We start from the raw sequence: 17,515 nt of genomic DNA, 5'->3' as shown, positions 1-17,515 counted from the left end.
TCGCGAGCAAGCTACGCTCCTACAGGTACGGTGTTGGCTCTGTAGGAGTGAGCGGTGCGGCGATCCGACTTGCCCGCGAAGGGGGGCGCCACGGTATCAGTCCGCGAGCGCCATCACCCGCCGATAAAACAACCACTCCTGCTCCAGCGCATGGGCCTGATTGCCGGCCTTGCGAAAACCGTGACGTTCGTCCGCGTAGTAATGCGCTTCAACCAGAATGCCGTTGTTCTGCAGCGCCTCGACCATGTCGCGGGTTTGCTGCGGCACGACCACGGCGTCGAGTTCACCCTGAAAGAAAATCACCGGCACGCTGATATTGCTCGCATGCAGCAGGGGTGTGCGTGCGGCGTAGCGCTCGGCGTCTTTGACGGGATCGCCGATCAGCCAATCCAGATAATCGCCTTCGAACTTGTGCGTCGCGCGGCCCAGGGCAACGGGATCGCTGACGCCGTAAAGGCTGGCGCCGGCGCGGAAGACCTTCTCGAACGCCAACGCGCACAGCGTGGTGTACCCGCCGGCGCTGCCACCGCGAATAAACGCCTCGTCGCCATCGATCAGCCCGCGCTCGGCGAGATGGGTGACCACCGCACAGGCATCTTCCACATCCACGTCTCCCCAACTCAAATGCAGCGCCTGGCGATAGGCCCGGCCATAGCCGCTGCTGCCACGGTAGTTGAGGTCGGCCACGGCGAAACCGCGTTGCGCCCAATACTGGATGCGCGGATCGAGCATCGGGTAGCACGCCGATGTCGGGCCACCGTGGATGAACACCACCAACGGCGGCTTGGTGTCGCCAGTCATTGCCGGATAGAAGAATCCGTGAGCCTCGCCTGCACCGCTCGGGTAGCGCAGGGTTTGCGGGACGCTGATTTGCCCGGCGGGCAACGGTGCTATTCCCCCGGCCAACACCTTGACCTGTCGGGTTGTGCGGTCGATGGCAATCACGGCGGACGAACTGACCGGCGAGGCAGCGATGCAATAGATGAATTGGTCATCCAGTGCGAGATGTCGGAAACGGCTGTAGTCCCCGGTGAAATCTTCAGGTGTTTCGCCGCAAAGTCCCAGTCGGCCGAATCCGCCTTCGGTCCAGCTGGCCAGATAGGTGTTTTCGCTGAGGGGCAGCCAAGTGCAACCACCCAACTGCCAGGGCGCTGGCCCATGATCAGCCGCAGTGCTGGGCAACGGGCGCAAAGCATCGGAAGACTCGACCCACGGCTGCCAGTAGCCGCCACGATCCGTCAGACAATACAGACGACCACTGTCATCGAATCGCGGCTGCTGCAGCGACTCCTGAACATCATCGCCCGCCACACAACGGGCTTGAGTGAAACGGCTGTCGTCCTGGCGGTCGGCAACCATCAGGCGAGTCGCGGTCCATGGTTGGTCCGGGCGGCTCCATTCGATCCAGGCCAACCGTTGAGCGTCAGGGCTCAACGTCGGCGCGGCATAAAAGTCCGCACCTTCGGCCAGCAGATGACGCGCGCCGTCCGCCAGATCGATGGCCACCAGACGATGCCGGTCTCGATGCTCTTCAACCGCCAACACCTGCCCGTGCGCAAACTGCAGGTCGCCATAGCGGCACTCGCCGGATGTCAGCACCTCGGGGGGGGCGTCTTTCAGCGATTGGCGGTACAGCTGCTGATCCGCCTCGTTGACGAAAACCACCCCGTCATCTGTCAGGCAAAACGCCCCACCGCCATATTCGTACACCCGACTGCGCACACTGAAACCCGCTGGCGTCAGGCAATGTGCCTGGCCGTCCCGCCAATGCCAGATGCGGCAAGCGGCGTCCTCGGGGCGGTATTCATTCCAGAACAGGCCATGCCGGCCAACCTGCAATTCGGCAAAGTCGATACCGGCAGCGACAGCCTTGGCGGCGCTGAAAGGTTCAGCTTTTGGCGATGAGTCGTGAGTTTCGTTCATTGCGAAAGGCCAGTTGTTCAATGGTCTGGGTCGAGTGTTCGGCTTCTTCGCGGGCCTTGAGAATCAAGCCGTGATGTTCCGACTTGCTGCACACCGGGTCGGCATTACTCGCGTCACCCGTGAGCATGAACGCCTGGCAGCGGCAACCGCCGAAATCCTTTTCTTTCTCGTCGCAGGAGCGGCACGGCTCGGGCATCCAGTCGTAGCCGCGAAAGCGGTTGAAGCCGAACGAGTCGTACCAGATGTGCTGCATGCTGTGGTCGCGCACGTTGGGAAACTGTACTGGCAACTGTCGGGCGCCATGACAGGGCAGGGCGGTTCCGTCCGGAGTCACTGTCAGAAAAATACTGCCCCAGCCATTCATGCAGGCTTTCGGGCGTTCTTCGTAGTAGTCCGGCGTGACGAAAATCAGCTTGCACGGATGCCCTTCGGCTTCGAGTTTGGCGCGGTATTCGTTGGTGATGCGTTCGGCGCGGACCAGTTGTTCCCTGGTCGGCAACAGACCGACCCGATTGAGCTGCGCCCAGCCGTAAAACTGGCAAGTGGCGAGTTCGACGAAGTCCGCCTCAAGGGCGATGCACAACTCGATGATCCGGTCGATCTTGTCGATGTTGTGCCGATGGGTGACGAAATTCAGCACCATCGGATAGCCATGAGCCTTTACCGCGCGAGCCATTTCCAGCTTCTGCGCGAAGGCCTTTTTCGAGCCGGCCAGCAAGTTGTTCACCTGCTCGTCGCTGGCCTGGAAGCTGATCTGGATGTGGTCCAGGCCGGCTTTCTTGAAATCGCTGATTTTCTGCTCGGTGAGGCCGATGCCGGAGGTGATCAGGTTGGTGTAGAAACCCAAGTTGCGCGCCTCGGCAATCAGTTCGGCGAGGTCTTGGCGCACCAGCGGTTCACCGCCGGAAAAGCCCAGTTGCGCCGCGCCCATTTCCCGCGCTTCGCGGAACACCTTGATCCACTGCTCGGTGCTCAGCTCTTTGCCCTGCTCGGCGAAGTCCAGCGGATTGGAGCAGTAGGGGCATTGCAGCGGGCAGCGATAGGTCAGCTCGGCCAGCAGCCACAGCGGCAGGCCGATTTCCGGTTTGGGCGGTAACTTGCCTGACACGGAATCAGGCAAGTTCGATCCAGTGCTGAACACGGGCGACCTCCATGAATTGCTCGATGTCATCACCGAGCTCCGGCACGCCGGGGAACTGCGCGTCCAGTTCGGCGATGATCGCTGCGACATCACGTTCGCCGTCGATCAAACCGCCGATCAGTGCGGCGCTTTCATTGAGTTTGATCATGCCTTCCGGGTAGAGCAGCACATGGCCTTTCTGCGCCGGTTCGTACTGAAAGCGGTAGCCGGGACGCCAGGTCGGGGTCTTGCTGCGATCGAAACTCATAAGGTGATTCCTTTATGCCAGACCCGTTGCTCGGTCACGCTGTGATACGGCGGGCGTTTCAGTTCGTAGGCCATGCTCATGGCATCGAGCATGCTCCAAAGAATGTCCAGTTTGAACTGGAGAATTTCCAGCATGCGCTCCTGGCCTTCCCGCGTCGTGTAGTGCTGCAACGTGATCGCCAGACCGTGCTCCACATCGCGGCGCGCCTGGCCCAGACGGGTGCGGAAATACTCATAACCGGCCGGGTCGATCCACGGGTAATGCTGCGGCCAGCTGTCGAGGCGCGATTGGTGGATCTGCGGCGCGAACAGCTCGGTCAGTGAGCTGCTGGCGGCTTCTTGCCAACTGGCCCGGCGGGCGAAGTTGACGTAGGCGTCCACGGCGAAACGTACGCCGGGCAGCACCAGTTCCTGGGAGCGCAGTTGGTCCGGGTCGAGGCCGACGGCTTGACCGAGACGCAGCCAGGCTTCGATGCCGCCGTCTTCACCGGGGGCGCCGTCATGGTCCAGCAGACGTTGAATCCACTCGCGGCGGATCTCGCGGTCCGGGCAATTGGCCAGGATGGCGGCGTCCTTCAGGGGAATGTTCACCTGGTAGTAAAACCGGTTGGCAACCCAACCCTGGATCTGTTCGCGGGTCGCCCGGCCTTCATACATCGCCACGTGGTACGGGTGATGGATGTGGTAGTAGGCGCCCTTGGCGCGCAGGGCGGCTTCGAATTCGGTGGGGGACATTGCGGTGTCGGTCATTTCGGTTCTCCGGGTGCAACCGGTGGATTTTGTGGTGTCTGGACCGGCCTCATCGCCAGCAGGCTGGCTCCCACAGGTGATCGCATTCCCCCTGTGGGAGCCAGCCTGCTGGCGATAGACCGCGCAGCGGTCTCGATGCCCTACAACACAATACTCATGCCGTCATACGCCACTTCAACATCGCGCCGAACCAGCTCGGCACGCTCCGGCGAATCCTCATCGAGGATCGGGTTGGTGTTGTTGATGTGGATAAGCACCTTGCGCTGCTTGGGCAGTTGCTCCAGCACTTCCAGCATGCCGCCGGGGCCGTTTTGCGCCAAGTGACCCATTTCCCGGCCGGTGCGGGTGCCGACACCACGGCGCTGCATTTCGTCGTCGTCCCACATCGTGCCGTCCACCAGCAGGCAGTCGCTGCCGGCCATGATTTCCAGCAGCGGCGCGTCGACCTTGCCCAGTCCCGGCGCGTAGAACAGCTTGCCGCCGGTGTTCAGGTCTTCGACGATCAGCCCGATATTGTCGCCCGGATGCGGGTCGAAGCGGTGCGGCGAGTAAGGCGGCGCAGCGCTGCGCAGCGGCAACGGGGTGAAGCGCAGACTCGAGCACGCCGGGATGGTGAAGCTGCGGTCGAGTTCGATGCGGTTCCAGTTCAGGCCGCCGTTCCAGTGAGTCAGCATGGTGAACAACGGGAAACCGGTGCTCAGGTCTTCATGGACCATGTCGGTGCACCAGACATTGTGCGGGCAACCTTCGCGCAGGCTGAGCAGGCCGGTGGTGTGGTCGATCTGGCTGTCCATCAGGATGATCGCGCTGATGCCGGTATCGCGCAGGGCGCGGCCCGGTTGCATTGGGGTAAAACTCTGGAGTTGGGCACGGATGTCCGGCGAGGCGTTGCACAGCACCCAGTTCACGCCGTCGTCGGAAATCGCGATGGACGACTGGGTCCGCGCATTGGCGTTCAGGCTCCCGTCGCGAAAACCCGCGCAGTTCACGCAGTTGCAGTTCCACTGGGGGAAACCGCCGCCGGCGGCGGAACCTAGAATCTGGACAAACATGGGTGCTCCATCATTTCAACGCTGGAAATAAAAACGCCTCGGCAAACCGAGGCGCTGAACGGCAGGACAAACTTAGCGGCTTGCGAAGTACATGGTGACTTCAAAGCCGATACGCAGGTCGGTGTAAGCAGGTTTGGACCAGGACATGGGAGCGCTCCTTCAGGTGATGGGACGGATGAGATCTATACATATAGTCCACCTCCAGCCGGAGATGTTCAGATAGTTAGGTGGCTATGTTACTCAAAATTACAGAGTGATTGGCCGGCAATCTCGGAAAAAGCTAATTGCACCAGCGGTAATGATCATTTTGTCACTTGCCAAGGTGCTTGCGGTTCCGAACTGCTGGCCAGGCAGCGCCAGCCACCTTCGGCGTTGTTCAGTCGATGGGCGGAGGCGCACAGGGTCGGGTGGTCGATGGCCAGAATCGACAAGGGCAGTTGCGTCAGGTAATCCGACGAGCGGCCAGCCAGCTTGCCTTGCCAGAGCAGTTCGGCAGCCTGGGCCAAGGGTAAGGCCGCTATGTCGAATTGATCGGCCAACGCCTGGCGCTGGGCGATGAAAGCCGCCTCGTCGATCGCCTCGACCAATCCGGGCAGGTCGCTCAGGAAGCACTCCATGTGTTCAAGCAACTTCAATGGCGCGGTGCCCGGAGACTGCACGCCAAACAGGATTCCGGTCTGCCCATGGATCTGACGCAGTGCGCTGAACACCGCGTAACCCAGTTGCAGCTCAACCCGCAGGCGCTGGTAGAACGGCGTCTGACAGACATGGGCCAGCAAGCGCCATGCGGCTTCGTCGCAGATGTCCTGGGTAGCCGTCGGACAGAACAGCAACAACGCGTGTTCGCTGGATTCAGTGTCGAGCGTTGTCCACAGGCGCTGTGAGTTGATCGAGGCCGGCGGGGACGATTGGGTGTCCGCTGCGCCGGGCACTCGGCTCAGGGCCAGCCCCATCGCTGCTTGAGTCTGTGCCGACAGGCCGGTGGCCAGGCCTTCCCAGCGCGCACTCGACCATAACTGCTGCAAGTCATCAGAGACACCGGTGTGCTCAAGGCAATGACCGGGCAGCGCCTTGAGCAGTTGTTTAATCGGGATCAGCGCTGTGCTTTTCGATTCTTCCTGTGAGAAACCGTTGGCAGGTTTTGTCAGCTCTTTCAGCGCATGTTCGAGAACGGTCGGCATCGGTTCCTGCAGTCCCGTCACCTTCAGCAGCCATTCATTGCCTGATGCGCTGAAGGAAACGTCGACGCCCGCCTGACGCGCATCCTCGCGCAGTGGCTGCAGGCTGTTTTCCAGACACTGTTGAAGTCGGGGATGAGGTTCGGCCTCGAGTCGCCAGCGCAAATAAATCGCGCCTTCAGCGGTGTTATCCGGCAAGGCCTGGCTGAATTGCATTGGAGAGTTTTCACGACGGCTGCGCGAACGGTCCTGGGCAAATGTGCGAAGGCCGCGGTGCTTGCTGGTTTGCCCGCGAATCAGTCCGGCGTTTTGGGGCGGCGCTTCGGTGCGCAAGAACGGATTCGGTGCCGGCAGTTGCCATTCACCGCTGAAGTTATCCACAGCACCGATTTTCTTAAGGATGTCCTTGAGCGCTGCAACGCCTTGTTCGGATAGGCCGGTTTCCAGCTGTTCGCTGTCGAGTCGGGCCAGTTGCAGCGCACCGCTGACTTGTTGCTGACGCTGAAGCACGACCGCGTACTCTTCACGCAGAGCGGCCCAGTCTTGCTGCGAGGCAAAAAAACCCAGCCAATCCAGCAGCTTCTCGTGCAGGACGCTCGCCGATGCGGTCGTTGTGAATTCAACGTGCAGCACGGCTTGCCCGGCAAATTGGTACAGCGGCTCGGCGTTCATGTGCTCAGCCAAACCACGTGCGTGCAATTCAGCCAGCAGCCCGCCGGGTTTCGAGGCGTTCAAACAATGGCACAGAAACGCCAATGCTTCGGTCGATGAAGTGGGCAGCGATTCGAAGGTAAACAGCAGATCAAGCCTGCGCTCGTTCACCTGTTGATAACTTGCGTCCGAAGATTCCATCAGCGGCACAGGAGCCTGTTGCGGGACGTTTTCTCCCACGGGAATCGCCGCGCCGAAACTCAGCGCCATTTGCTTGAGCTCTTCGATACTTTGCGGGCCGGCCAGGCTCAGCGTCATCTGTCCGGTCCGGTAAAACCGTTGATGGAAATCCTTCAACGCATTCTGAAATTCTGGCTGCGGCACCGGCAGGCTGTCGCGGTTGCCGGCATGAAAGCCGCGCAACGGATGAGTCGGCGAAAGTCCATCGAACAGCGCCAGTTGCTGTTGCGCCGTCGCGTCCTGTGACCAGGCAACAAACTCTGCCTGCAGCACTTCCCGTTCCCGCTGCTGATCGTCTGGATTCATACGTGGATGAGCGAGCATGTCTGACAGACGTTCCAGCCCACCGCTGAACGCCTGTGGCGGCAGTTCGAAAAAGAAGTCCGTGGTGCGTTCACTGGTCCGTGCATTCACCTGCCCGCCATGACCTTGAACGTAGGCCATCAGCCCTTGTTCCGCAGGAAAATGCTCGGTACCGAGAAACAACAGATGCTCAAGAAAATGCGCCAGGCCGGGCCATGCCAATGGCACGTCATGACTGCCCGCAGCGACACGCAACGCCGCCGCACAACGCTTCAAATTCGGGGCATGACGTAACGTCACTCGCAGGCCGTTGGCCAGGGTTTCAGTGTGGGGGCGAGGTTGATTCAACGCAGGCATGAGCACTTCCAGAACAGAGAAGCGCTAATGCTAGCGGATAACGGTCGGTCAGCGCTTGTTCAGCTCGCCGTAAAGCTCCGGGCGGCGATCGAGGAAGTAGCGATTGGCCGCACGGGAATCGACCATCAACTGACGATCCAGCTCACCGACAATCAGCGCTTCATCGAGACCTGCCTGAGCAATGCGGCTGCCATCCGGTGCGGCGATGCTGCTTTGGCCGCAGTAGTGGATCTCGCCTTCGTTTCCGCAGTAATTGGCGTACGCCACGTAACACTGGTTTTCGAAGGCGCGTGCGCGGACGGTGACGTCGGCAACGAAGTCGTAGGGAATCATGTTCGCCGTCGGCACCAGGATCAGCTCGGCGCCGGCCAGGGCCAGTCGCCGCGCATTTTCCGGAAACTCAACGTCGTAGCAGATCAGGAAACCCAGCTTCCAGCCGTTGAGCTCCACCAGCGGAAAATCACCCTGCCCGGCGCTGAACATCGAGTGATCGAGGTCGCCGTACAGGTGAGTCTTGCGGTAGTTGCACAGGCGCTCGCCATTGGCGTCGATCAGCTGCACGGCGTTGTAGATCTGCCCGTCTTCGGTGCGCTCGGGATAGCCATACAAAATGGCGATCCCCGCCGATTTGGCTATGCGCGCAATTTGTTGCGCCGATTCACCGTTGTACACCTCCGCCAGCACGCTGACGGCATCGCTGCCGATGTTGTAGCCGGTCAGGAACATCTCCGGCAGCACCAGCAAATCGGCGCCTTTCGCTTCCTGCGCCAGTTGATGCAGGCGTTGCAGATTGCCGGCGACGTCCAGGGGCAGCGGCGGACATTGGTAAAGGGCTACGCGCATTTAGGATTCCTCTTACTCGGGCAGGGCGATCGGACCGATCTCGTTGAACACATCTCCTGGACCCGGGTTCTCGGCGTGAGTTTCACCGCCAAAGTGTTTCATGATGCCCCACACCGCGTTGAGCGATGTCTGCACCGCGCCTTCGACCCACGCCGGCGTCCACGAAACGTCGTCGCCCGCGATGAAAATCCCGCGTTGTTCGGCTGGCATGTCGTCCTGCATGAAATGCGCGTACATGCGTTGGTTATAGCGATAGTGGCCGGGCAGGGCGCCTTTGAAAGCACCGAGGAAATGCGGGTCGGCTTCCCAGGACACGGTGATCGGATCGCCAATGATCCGTGCGGCGATGTCGACTTTCGGGTAGATCTTTTTCAACGCGTTCAACGCCAGTTCGACGCGTTTTTCCACTGGGTGCGGAAGCATTTTCAACGCGTCGCTCATCCACGAGTACGACAGGCAAATCACCCCGGGTTTGTCGTCGCCGTTGTCGAACAGATACGTGCCACGGGTCAGGCGATCGGTGAGGGTCATGCTCATCAGGTCGCGGCCGGTTTCCGGATCCTTGTCCTTCCAGAACGGCCGGTCGACCATCACGAAGGTTTTCGACGACTGCATGTAGCGGGTGCGGTCGAGGGCCATCCACATCTTTTGCGAGAACAGGGTTTCGTCGCATTCGATCTGGGTGGTCAGCAGCCAGCTCTGACAGGTGGTCAGCACTGCCGCGTACTCGCGGGTGTCGCCGTTGTTATCGGTGACGGCAAAACGGCCGTCCGCGGCGTGAGCGATTTTTTTAACCCCGGAGCGTGGCGCGCCTCTGTGCAGCGACTTGAGGCTGGTGCCTTCGGGCCAGTGCACGCAACGTTCCGGTACGTGGCGCCAGATGCCTTGCGGCACTTGTTCGACGCCGCCGACGACCAGATGTTGGTGATCGTCGCAGTTGGTCATCACTACGCGGAAGATTTCCAGCATCGAGTTCGGGAAGTCCGAGTCCCAGCCGCCGGTGCCGAAACCGACCTGGCCGAACACTTCGCGGTGATGGAACGAGAGCTTGGCGAAGGCTTCGGAGGTGGCGACAAAGTCGTAGAAAGTGCGGTCGTCCCACAGCGGAACCAGGGTGTTCCAGAGCTCTTTGAGGCGCGGCACGTCACGGTCACGGATCGCTTGCTGGATATCGGAGAACTGCGAGCCGGCCTCCAGGGCGTCGGCCCAGGCGTCAGCCACTTCCTGGAACAATGCAGGAAGATCGGCCAGCTTCTGTGCGTAGTGGGTTTTGCCTTCCAGGTCGATCACGGTGCTGCCAGAGGCAGGCGTCAGCGGATTGGGAAAGGGCTTGGTTTCGAGGCCGAGCTTGTCGACATAGTGGTAAAACGCCGTGGACGACACCGGGAAGCGCATGCCGCCCAGTTCGGCGACGATGCCATCGGTCCCGTTGAACGCCTGGGAGCGCAGACGGCCGCCCATTTTCGAGGCTTCGTAGACGACGGGCTTGAGGCCCAGTTTCATCAACTCATACGCGGCCACCAAACCGGCAATCCCCGCGCCGACGATCGCCACTTCGGCGCCGTGGTTGTGCGCAGGAATACTGCCGAGGCCGGCCGGGTGCTCGATCCAGTCGTCAAAGCCGAATGGAAAGTCCGGGCCGAAAATGGTGACTGGTTTTTTACCGTCTGCAGGATGGCGATTGTTCTTGTTCATGGCTGACCTTGCTGGCGACCGGACGCGGGATGCGCGTCTGAGTATAGGAAAAGATGGCAGCCATTCTAGAGAGCGTAGAACACGTTAATAAGACGCAATGTGTCGTCGTTTTGCTAATTAATAGATCAGAGTGACGATCTATTGATACACACTGTTCACTGTGGGAGCGAGCCTGCTCGCGAATGCGGTGTGTCAGTTATGTTGATTTTCATTGGCACACCGCTTTCGCGAGCAGGCTCGCTCCCACCTTGGACCGCATTTAAACCGGCTGCCCGCGATCAATCTTGCTGCTGAGAATGATCGACGTGGTGGTCTTCTCCACCCCATCCACACTCCCGATCTGATCCAGCAACTGATCCAGCTGCTCCGGCGATTCAGTCCTTAACCACGCCACATAATCAAATTCGCCACTTACCGCGCACAACTGCTGCACCTGTGCCATCGCACTCAACCGCCGTAACACTTCCTTGCCCGAGCGCGGCTGTACCGTGATCCCGACATACGCCTGCAACCCGCCATCCACCACCCGTTGGCCCAATCGCACGCCGTAACCGGTGATGACCTTGGCCTTTTCCAGTCGCGCCAACCGCGAAGTCACAGTGGTGCGAGCGATGCCCAATTGCCGAGCGAGCATGGCCACGCTTTCGCGGGCATTGATCTGCAGGGCCGCGATCAATTGGCGGTCGATTTCGTCGAGAACGGGCGGGCGGATGTCGGGCAAGGGTGGTCTCCAGCGATACAGATCTATGGTTCAGCATGTTACAGGCACAGCTCGCACTGCGGATGCTTGATGGCGCCTCGGCGTTGGTTTGCCAGGACACTGATGTCACGAAACAGTTAATGGCTGATTCAGGCGAGGGCACAACACGATGGACGCCAACCGTAAGGCGTAGTCGAATGGGCTATCGAGGGATGTGAGGCGATGGACATGACAAACAGGATGCCTTCCGTTGTGCGGAATCACGCATTGCAGATCGCCAATCACGAAATGGGCCACTACGTCGTGGCCCGCGCATTGGGGTTTGCAACGGGCGGCGTGACTCTGTCCGTGACCATGGACCTAAGGCATCAAGGGGGCGCCTCCATTACCTTGGCGCGCCCGATTTCGTCGATGGAAACGCTGACCACGTATTTGGAAGCGCGAATGATGGTCCTCTTGGCTGGCGTTATGGGGCAGACATTAGCTTCAACACTTTCGTCCGGGAAACGCGTCGACAAGTCGAAAGCAGCAGCCATCCTGAAAGGCGCGCAGGGGGCGGAACAGGATTACGCCAAAGTAAAAGAGTTACAGCATTTGCTGCGCAACATCACCTGTCCCGATACGGCCCCTGCGTCATCTGACCGTATTGCGGCTGAGCTTCAAGCGATGACTGATCGCGTATGGGGCCGGACTCAAAAAATCGTCGATGATCTGGCGGATACGATTACCGAATTGGGAAGTGTGCTGGTCGACAGCATGGTCATCGTGGAGCAGTGGGGCAGGGCGGCGGATACGTATGAAGTCGTTTTTACGCGTGAAATGCTTGAGCGGTTGCGGCCAGTGCAGGCGATTCCAGCGTTGGGTGTTTGGGCGTAAGACAGCGCAGCGCCGAACATCCTGTGAAAGCCCCGAATTCTCGGGGCTCATTCCATGGCCAATCGGCCGCTATTTTTTGGGCTTCGTATCGGTGCGATCAGGCCCGTGCTCCAACACCTTCATCACGTCGTCGACCACGGCTTTGCTCATCGACGTCAGGCAATGCGCGGCCCAGGCGTGGCGGTCGGTGTCTTTGGCGTAAGCGGCGTCCATGGTCAGTTCCTTGGCGAGAAACAATAGATTGGAGGCTTGCGCCAGAGCATCGGCAAGGGGGACGCCGCGACCGACACGGAACAGTGCTTGGTTTGAGCAGTAGATGAAGGGGGTGAGGCCGATGGTTTGTAGTTCTGAGGGGTGGAGCGGATTTGTTTTTGTCATGTTGAAAACTCCTAATTTGAAGTGCCGTCGCATTCGTTTCCAAGCGAATGGGTGACGGCTATGCGCAGGTTGGAAAACCGGGAAATTAGGAAACCGGCACGTCCGAAGACGTCCCGCGCACAGCCGCCATAAATCAAGAGCGCAAGCTTTATAGCTGTCATTCTTGAAGCGGTGCTGTTGCGATTCATTTCGACGGGTTTCCAAGCCCGATCGCTGAATGGTCAGCGACGTCTGGAGCCTATCCCGTCGAAGAAAGGCGCAACAAGGCATCAAAGTGCCCAAAACGCACGATTCGGAGTTTGCCTACAAGGTCTGCGGACGTCATCCGGTATTCCGACACTTTAAGTAAACACCGCTAAACGACACGCGCCGAACACCGAGATCTAACCAGAAACCATCGATAACAATTTCATTGGCAACCAAGGTGGTCGCATGGCCGCTAAAGCCTAGAGTTATTCCCTTGAGATCATATTCCTTGGGTGGCATATTGGTATGGGTTGGGAAATTGAATACACCGATGAATTTGAAGGCTGGTGGGATCGCCTCAACGAAGCAGAGCAGGACTCCGTACAGGCAACAGTCATGTTGCTAGGCGATGACGGACCGCTGTTGGGTTTTCCCTACACCAGCGATATCAAGGGCTCCCGGCATGGCAACCTCCGAGAGTTAAGGGTGCAACATGCTGGTAGACCCTACCGTGTGCTGTACGCCTTTGATCCACGGAGATGCGCGATTCTGTTGATCGGCGGTGATAAAACCGGCCAGGATCGTTGGTATCTGCTGAAGTACGTGCCGCTAGCCGAACGTCTGTACGACGAGCATTTGGAAACTTTGAAGAACGAGGGCTATGAGAATGGCTAAAAAATTCGCTGATTTGGTGGCGCGGCGCTCACCTGAGTCTCAAGAGCGTGTCGACGCGCTGGTTCGAAAACTGCGAGCGGAAATGCCGTTGCACGAGTTGCGTCAGGCTCAGGCATTGAGCCAGGAAACGCTGGCCAAGACGCTGCATGTCAATCAGGCGGCGATTTCCAGGATGGAGCGACGCACTGACATGTACATCAGCACGTTGCGCAACTACATACGCGCAATGGGCGGTGAACTGGAAATCATCGCGACCTTTCCTGAGGGACAGGTAAAGATCGAAAACTTTGCGAACTGAGCGACTCAAAAATCAGTGCTACAAAAACCCAGCCACTCAGACACGAAAAAGCCGCGCATTCAGCGCGGCTTTTTTGTTTGGTGGGCCCACACGGACTTGAACCGTGGACCAAAGGATTATGAGTCCTCTGCTCTAACCAACTGAGCTATAGGCCCTCAGTAGGCCGCGGATTATAGCGACGGTTTCTCGGCTGTGCTATCCGAAAAATCCGATACGGCTATACGAAGAAACGTCGCGGCGAATTCGTCCGGCGGCAAGGGCAGGCTGACGATGTAGCCCTGAATCTGTTCGCAGCCTTCCTCCGCGAGGAATTGCTGCTGGGCGAAGGTTTCCACGCCCTCGGCAATCACAGTGAATTGCATGCTGCGGCCCAACGCGATGATCGCGCGAACAATGGCCGCGTCATGGGGATCATCCGGCAGGCCGCGGACGAACGACTGGTCGATCTTGAGGATGTCCAGCGGCAGGCGCTTGAGGTAACTCAGGGATGAATAGCCGGTGCCGAAGTCATCGATGGCCAGTTGCACGCCCAGGTGTTTGAGTTGATGCAGCACCGCCAGCGCTTCCTCGGCCTGGCTCATGATGAAGTTTTCGGTAATTTCCAGTTGCAATAATCCGGGCTGAAGACCGTTGTCCTTGAGCAGTTGTTCGATCCGGCCGAGCAGGTTGGGCTGGCGCAGTTGTGCGCCGGCGAGGTTGACCGACAATGGGCCGAGGCATTCATAAGTCAGGTTCCATTCGTACATCTGCCGGCACGCGGTCTCGAGCACCCAGTCGCCGATTTGCAGAATCATCCCGTTCTCTTCGGCCAAGGGGATGAAGTGCTCTGGTGGCACGGCGCCGAAGGTCGGGTGATGCCATCGGATGAGGGCTTCTGCACCCACCAGGCGATTGTCGTCCAGGCTGATTTTCGGCTGGTAGTGCAGCAACAGTTCATTACGCTCGATGGCGCGGCGCAGTTCGTGCTCCAGTGCGACGCGCTCGCTGGCCTGAGCGGTCAGGTCGCGGGTATAGCTTTCGACCCGGTTGCGGCCCTTGGCCTTGGAGCGGTACATCGCCGCGTCGGCGTTCTTGACCAGTGTGGCGACGTCGCAACCGTCCTTGGGGTAGAGGCTGGTGCCAATGCTGGCACTGATGAAGAACTCGTGCTCGCCAGCCTGGAATGGCGCAGAGAAGCAGTTGAGCAGTTTGGTGGCAATGTTGTCGGCGTCGCTCGACTGTTGCAGGCCGGGCAGCAGGATGATGAATTCGTCACCACCGAGGCGCGCCACGGTATCGATGTCGCGCAACTGGTCCTTGAGGCGCATGGCGATGCCCTTGAGCAGCAGGTCGCCGACCGGGTGGCCGAGGCTGTCGTTGATGTGTTTGAAGCGGTCAAGATCGAGGAACAACACTGCGCCCTGGCCGCCGTTTTCCTGCTGGTTGTTGAGTGCGGTCAGCAGTCGGCTCTCGAACAGCGTGCGGTTCGGCAAGCCCGTCAGCGGGTCGTGGTGCGCCTGGTAATCGAGTTTGGCCTGCGCGTGCTTGAGGCTGGAAATGTCCGCGAATACGGCGACAAAGTGGGTGATGAATTTGTCGCGGTTACGCACGGCGCTGATGGTCAGCCAGCTCGGGTACAACTCGCCGTTTTTGCGCCGATTGGAAATCTCGCCCTGCCAATGCCCTTCGGCCGTCAGTTGATGCCACATGGCCGCGTAGAAAGCGCTGTCATGCAGGCCTGAGGCGAGCAGGCGAGGGGTGTGGCCCAAGGCCTCGCTTTCGCTGTAGCCGGTGATTTCGGTAAACGCGCGGTTGACCGCGCTGATGTGCTGCTGGGTGTCGGTGATCAACACGCCCTCGGCGGTGCTCTCGAACACGGTCGCGGCCTGTTGCAGTTTTTCCTGCATCAGGTGGCGCTCGGTGATGTCCCGGGCGATGGTCAGCATGCAGTCTTCATCGCCGATCGGCAGCGGACGGCTCGATACCTCGCAAAGGCGGATCTGCCCGTCGCTGCGGCGGATATGGCAACTGAAGTCGCGGACGAAACCGTCCCGATGCAGCAGGTCGAGCATCTGTTTGCGTTCGTTGAGATTGACCCAGATCCCCAACTCCAATGCCGAGCGGTCCACGGACATCGCGCTGTTGAAACCGGTAATGCGGCTGAAACCCTCGTTGACCTCCAGCAGCAAACCGTCGCTCTGCCGGGACAGCAATAAACCGTCGGGGGACGCGTGGAAGGCCTTGGCGAATTTTTCTTCGGAGGTTTGCAGCTGTTGCTGGGTTTCCTTGAGCTGACTGATATCCCGGACGACCACCACCAGCGCCGGGGTGGTGTCGAGGTCGAAGGGTTCGGCAGAGATCAGGCCGGTAAATACCTGGCCATTGTTGCGGCGAAAGGGCATCTCCAGGTTACGGATGCTGCCGGCCTGCAAGCGCTGCAACAAACCCGGCCCGACGCCGGGGATGCCCCAAATGTTGAGGTCGGTGGCGGTCTGGCCGATGACGTCTTCTGCCTTGAGGCCGATCTGTTCTTCAAACGCTTCGTTGACCTCCAGCAGGCAGCCGTCGGAGAGTCGCGCAATGACCAGGATGTCCGGGCATTGCTGGAATACCGAAGCGAACTTCTGTTCCGACAGACGCAAGGCCTCTTCGGTGCGCTTGGCCTCGCTGATGTCGATCATCAGGCCACGCATCACCGGTTCATGCCCGTGCTCGATCAGGCTGACGATGTCGCGTACCCATATGCAGCGTCCGTCGGCAGTGATGACTCGGTAATCGAGGCTGTGATCGCGGCCGGCCAGGACTTCGTGATCGCAGAATGTCTGGGCACGGGTCAGGTCGGCGGGGTGGATGATGTTGCGCCAGAAGCCCGGAATCAGCCAATGGGCCAAGGGGTAGCCAAGCAATTCTTCGGCGTGGGGCGACACGTAGCTGTAGGTGAAATCGGTGATCCGCGCTTCCCAGGCGATGGCCGAAAGACTCTCCACCAGCCCGCGGTAGTGGTATTCGCTGCTGCGCAGTTCCTGTTCCAGGTCGACGCGGCGGGCGATTTCCGAACTCAGGCGGCGGTTGATCCGGATGACTACCCCGAGCACCGTCGTCAGTAGCAATAATCCCGGCAGGCCGTACACCAGCAGGTCGGACCAGAACGTTCGATGATCGAGAACGTTGCCGACCCAGTGCTCCTGGATGGTGCTGATTTCGTCCGGGGTCATATCCGCCAGGACTTTGTCCAGAATGCCGACCAGAATCTTGTTGTCACGGGGCACGCCCATGGCCAGTTGATAGCGATAGGGCGTCTCACCGCTGACATACAGTCCGTCGAGTTTGAGCTGGCGCAGGCTCCAGACGCTGGAGGCGAGATCGCCGACCACCGCGTCCACTTCATCGGTCGCCAGTGCCTGCAAGGCTGAGCTGACGTTAGGCAACGCCACCAGATTCAGGTCGGGATGGTGGGTGCGCAGCAGTTCATGGGGCGCGTAGTTTTCCACCACGGCGATTTTCAGGCCGTACAGGTCTTCGAGTTTGCGCGGTTGAGCGCCGCCGACGTGGGCAAGAATGACAATTGGAAAGTCCAGGTAGGGACGCGTAAATGACAGGTACGTCTGGCGTTCCGGGGTCGACATGATGCCCGGTAACAGGTCCAGTCTGGCTTGTTTGGCCTGTTCGAGAACAACCGTCCAGCTCACGGGTTCGATGGGCGTGAGCTTGATAGCCAGGCGTTGGCGGATCAGGTCGATGTAGTCCGCCGCAAGGCCTTGATAGCGGCCCTGATCATCGCGAAACTCGAAGGGTGGCCATGACGCATCGACACCCAGGCGCAAGTCCGGGTGGGCCGCCAGCCAGCTACGTTCTTCGTCGGTCAGAGTCAGCGCGCCAGCCGTTGCGGTCCAGGTCATCAGCGACAGCAAAAAAAGCACGGTCGGCAGTCTGGGCATAACGGTCTCGTTATGGCTCGGGGAATGCTTCGAGTGTAGACGGGCTATTCGGCGGGAGGGAAGTGCGGGGGATTTTATCTGCACAAAGCAAAACCCCCGGCCTGGG

15 protein-coding genes and 1 tRNA gene are annotated in these 17,515 nt (G+C 59.8%); 3 read left to right on the top strand and 13 right to left on the bottom strand.

Translation table 11 applies throughout. The annotated features are described in order from the left end of the window. Positions 1-96 precede the first annotated feature (96 nt). The 10 genes from ACA066_RS26555 to ACA066_RS26510 all read right to left on the bottom strand — a co-directional run bounded on the left by ACA066_RS26555 (position 97) and on the right by ACA066_RS26510 (position 11,100). Positions 97-1,923, bottom strand: a complete 1,827-nt coding sequence (locus tag ACA066_RS26555) for a S9 family peptidase (protein WP_497697227.1) — start codon at positions 1,921-1,923, stop codon at positions 97-99. Next, positions 1,889-3,064: a pyrroloquinoline quinone biosynthesis protein PqqE gene (gene pqqE / locus ACA066_RS26550; protein ID WP_497697226.1), complete on the bottom strand. Its 1,176-nt coding sequence runs from the start codon at positions 3,062-3,064 to the stop codon at positions 1,889-1,891. The genes ACA066_RS26555 and pqqE overlap by 35 nt, the downstream gene beginning before the upstream one ends. After that, on the bottom strand, positions 3,036-3,311 hold the full coding sequence (gene pqqD, locus ACA066_RS26545) for a pyrroloquinoline quinone biosynthesis peptide chaperone PqqD (protein ID WP_497697225.1): 276 nt from the start codon (positions 3,309-3,311) through the stop codon (positions 3,036-3,038). The genes pqqE and pqqD overlap by 29 nt, the downstream gene beginning before the upstream one ends. Beyond that, positions 3,308-4,060: a pyrroloquinoline-quinone synthase PqqC gene (gene pqqC / locus ACA066_RS26540; RefSeq protein ID WP_497697224.1), complete on the bottom strand. Its 753-nt coding sequence runs from the start codon at positions 4,058-4,060 to the stop codon at positions 3,308-3,310. The genes pqqD and pqqC overlap by 4 nt, the downstream gene beginning before the upstream one ends. Positions 4,061-4,200: 140 nt before the next feature. After that, positions 4,201-5,112, bottom strand: coding sequence for a pyrroloquinoline quinone biosynthesis protein PqqB (gene pqqB, locus ACA066_RS26535; protein ID WP_497697223.1), 912 nt, complete (start codon positions 5,110-5,112; stop codon positions 4,201-4,203). Positions 5,113-5,184: 72 nt separating this feature from the next. Beyond that, a complete protein-coding gene (gene pqqA / locus ACA066_RS26530) occupies positions 5,185-5,259 on the bottom strand; it encodes a pyrroloquinoline quinone precursor peptide PqqA (RefSeq protein WP_009045898.1) in 75 nt (24 codons plus the stop codon). Positions 5,260-5,414: 155 nt separating this feature from the next. Next, entirely contained in the window at positions 5,415-7,841 is a 2,427-nt protein-coding gene (gene pqqF, locus ACA066_RS26525; RefSeq protein WP_497697222.1) for a pyrroloquinoline quinone biosynthesis protein PqqF, read from the bottom strand. A gap of 48 nt (positions 7,842-7,889) precedes the next feature. Further along, positions 7,890-8,684 (bottom strand): carbon-nitrogen hydrolase family protein, encoded by a 795-nt coding sequence (locus ACA066_RS26520; protein WP_497697221.1) that lies wholly within the window; start codon positions 8,682-8,684, stop codon positions 7,890-7,892. 12 nt (positions 8,685-8,696) lie between these two features. Beyond that, positions 8,697-10,379: a flavin monoamine oxidase family protein gene (locus ACA066_RS26515; RefSeq protein WP_497621582.1), complete on the bottom strand. Its 1,683-nt coding sequence runs from the start codon at positions 10,377-10,379 to the stop codon at positions 8,697-8,699. A gap of 259 nt (positions 10,380-10,638) precedes the next feature. Next, positions 10,639-11,100 (bottom strand): Lrp/AsnC family transcriptional regulator, encoded by a 462-nt coding sequence (locus ACA066_RS26510; protein ID WP_162436249.1) that lies wholly within the window; start codon positions 11,098-11,100, stop codon positions 10,639-10,641. Positions 11,101-11,307: 207 nt separating this feature from the next. Here ACA066_RS26510 and ACA066_RS26505 point away from each other — a divergent pair, with 207 nt between their 5' ends. Then, positions 11,308-11,955 (top strand): peptidase M41, encoded by a 648-nt coding sequence (locus ACA066_RS26505; protein ID WP_497699966.1) that lies wholly within the window; start codon positions 11,308-11,310, stop codon positions 11,953-11,955. A gap of 69 nt (positions 11,956-12,024) precedes the next feature. On the opposite strand, the gene ACA066_RS26500 is transcribed toward ACA066_RS26505, so the two are convergent. Beyond that, positions 12,025-12,333 carry a DUF3077 domain-containing protein gene (locus ACA066_RS26500; RefSeq protein ID WP_497697220.1) on the bottom strand — a complete coding sequence of 103 codons (309 nt, stop codon included), beginning with the start codon at positions 12,331-12,333 and terminating at the stop codon, positions 12,025-12,027. 492 nt (positions 12,334-12,825) lie between these two features. Here ACA066_RS26500 and ACA066_RS26495 point away from each other — a divergent pair, with 492 nt between their 5' ends. After that, positions 12,826-13,194 (top strand): type II toxin-antitoxin system RelE/ParE family toxin, encoded by a 369-nt coding sequence (locus ACA066_RS26495; protein ID WP_497697219.1) that lies wholly within the window; start codon positions 12,826-12,828, stop codon positions 13,192-13,194. Next, entirely contained in the window at positions 13,187-13,492 is a 306-nt protein-coding gene (locus ACA066_RS26490) for an XRE family transcriptional regulator (RefSeq protein ID WP_497697218.1), read from the top strand. The genes ACA066_RS26495 and ACA066_RS26490 overlap by 8 nt, the downstream gene beginning before the upstream one ends. Before the next feature lie 78 nt (positions 13,493-13,570). Here ACA066_RS26490 and ACA066_RS26485 read toward each other — a convergent pair. Next, positions 13,571-13,647 (bottom strand) — tRNA-Ile (locus tag ACA066_RS26485). 15 nt (positions 13,648-13,662) lie between these two features. Beyond that, positions 13,663-17,409: a bifunctional diguanylate cyclase/phosphodiesterase gene (locus ACA066_RS26480; RefSeq protein ID WP_497697217.1), complete on the bottom strand. Its 3,747-nt coding sequence runs from the start codon at positions 17,407-17,409 to the stop codon at positions 13,663-13,665. Between the last annotated feature and the right edge of the window lie 106 nt (positions 17,410-17,515).

The sequence above is a fragment of the Pseudomonas sp. LBUM1651 genome, from assembly GCF_059716135.1.
The sequence above is the reverse complement of the archived record's forward strand: the minus strand, read 5'-3'. Positions and strand labels throughout refer to the sequence as shown.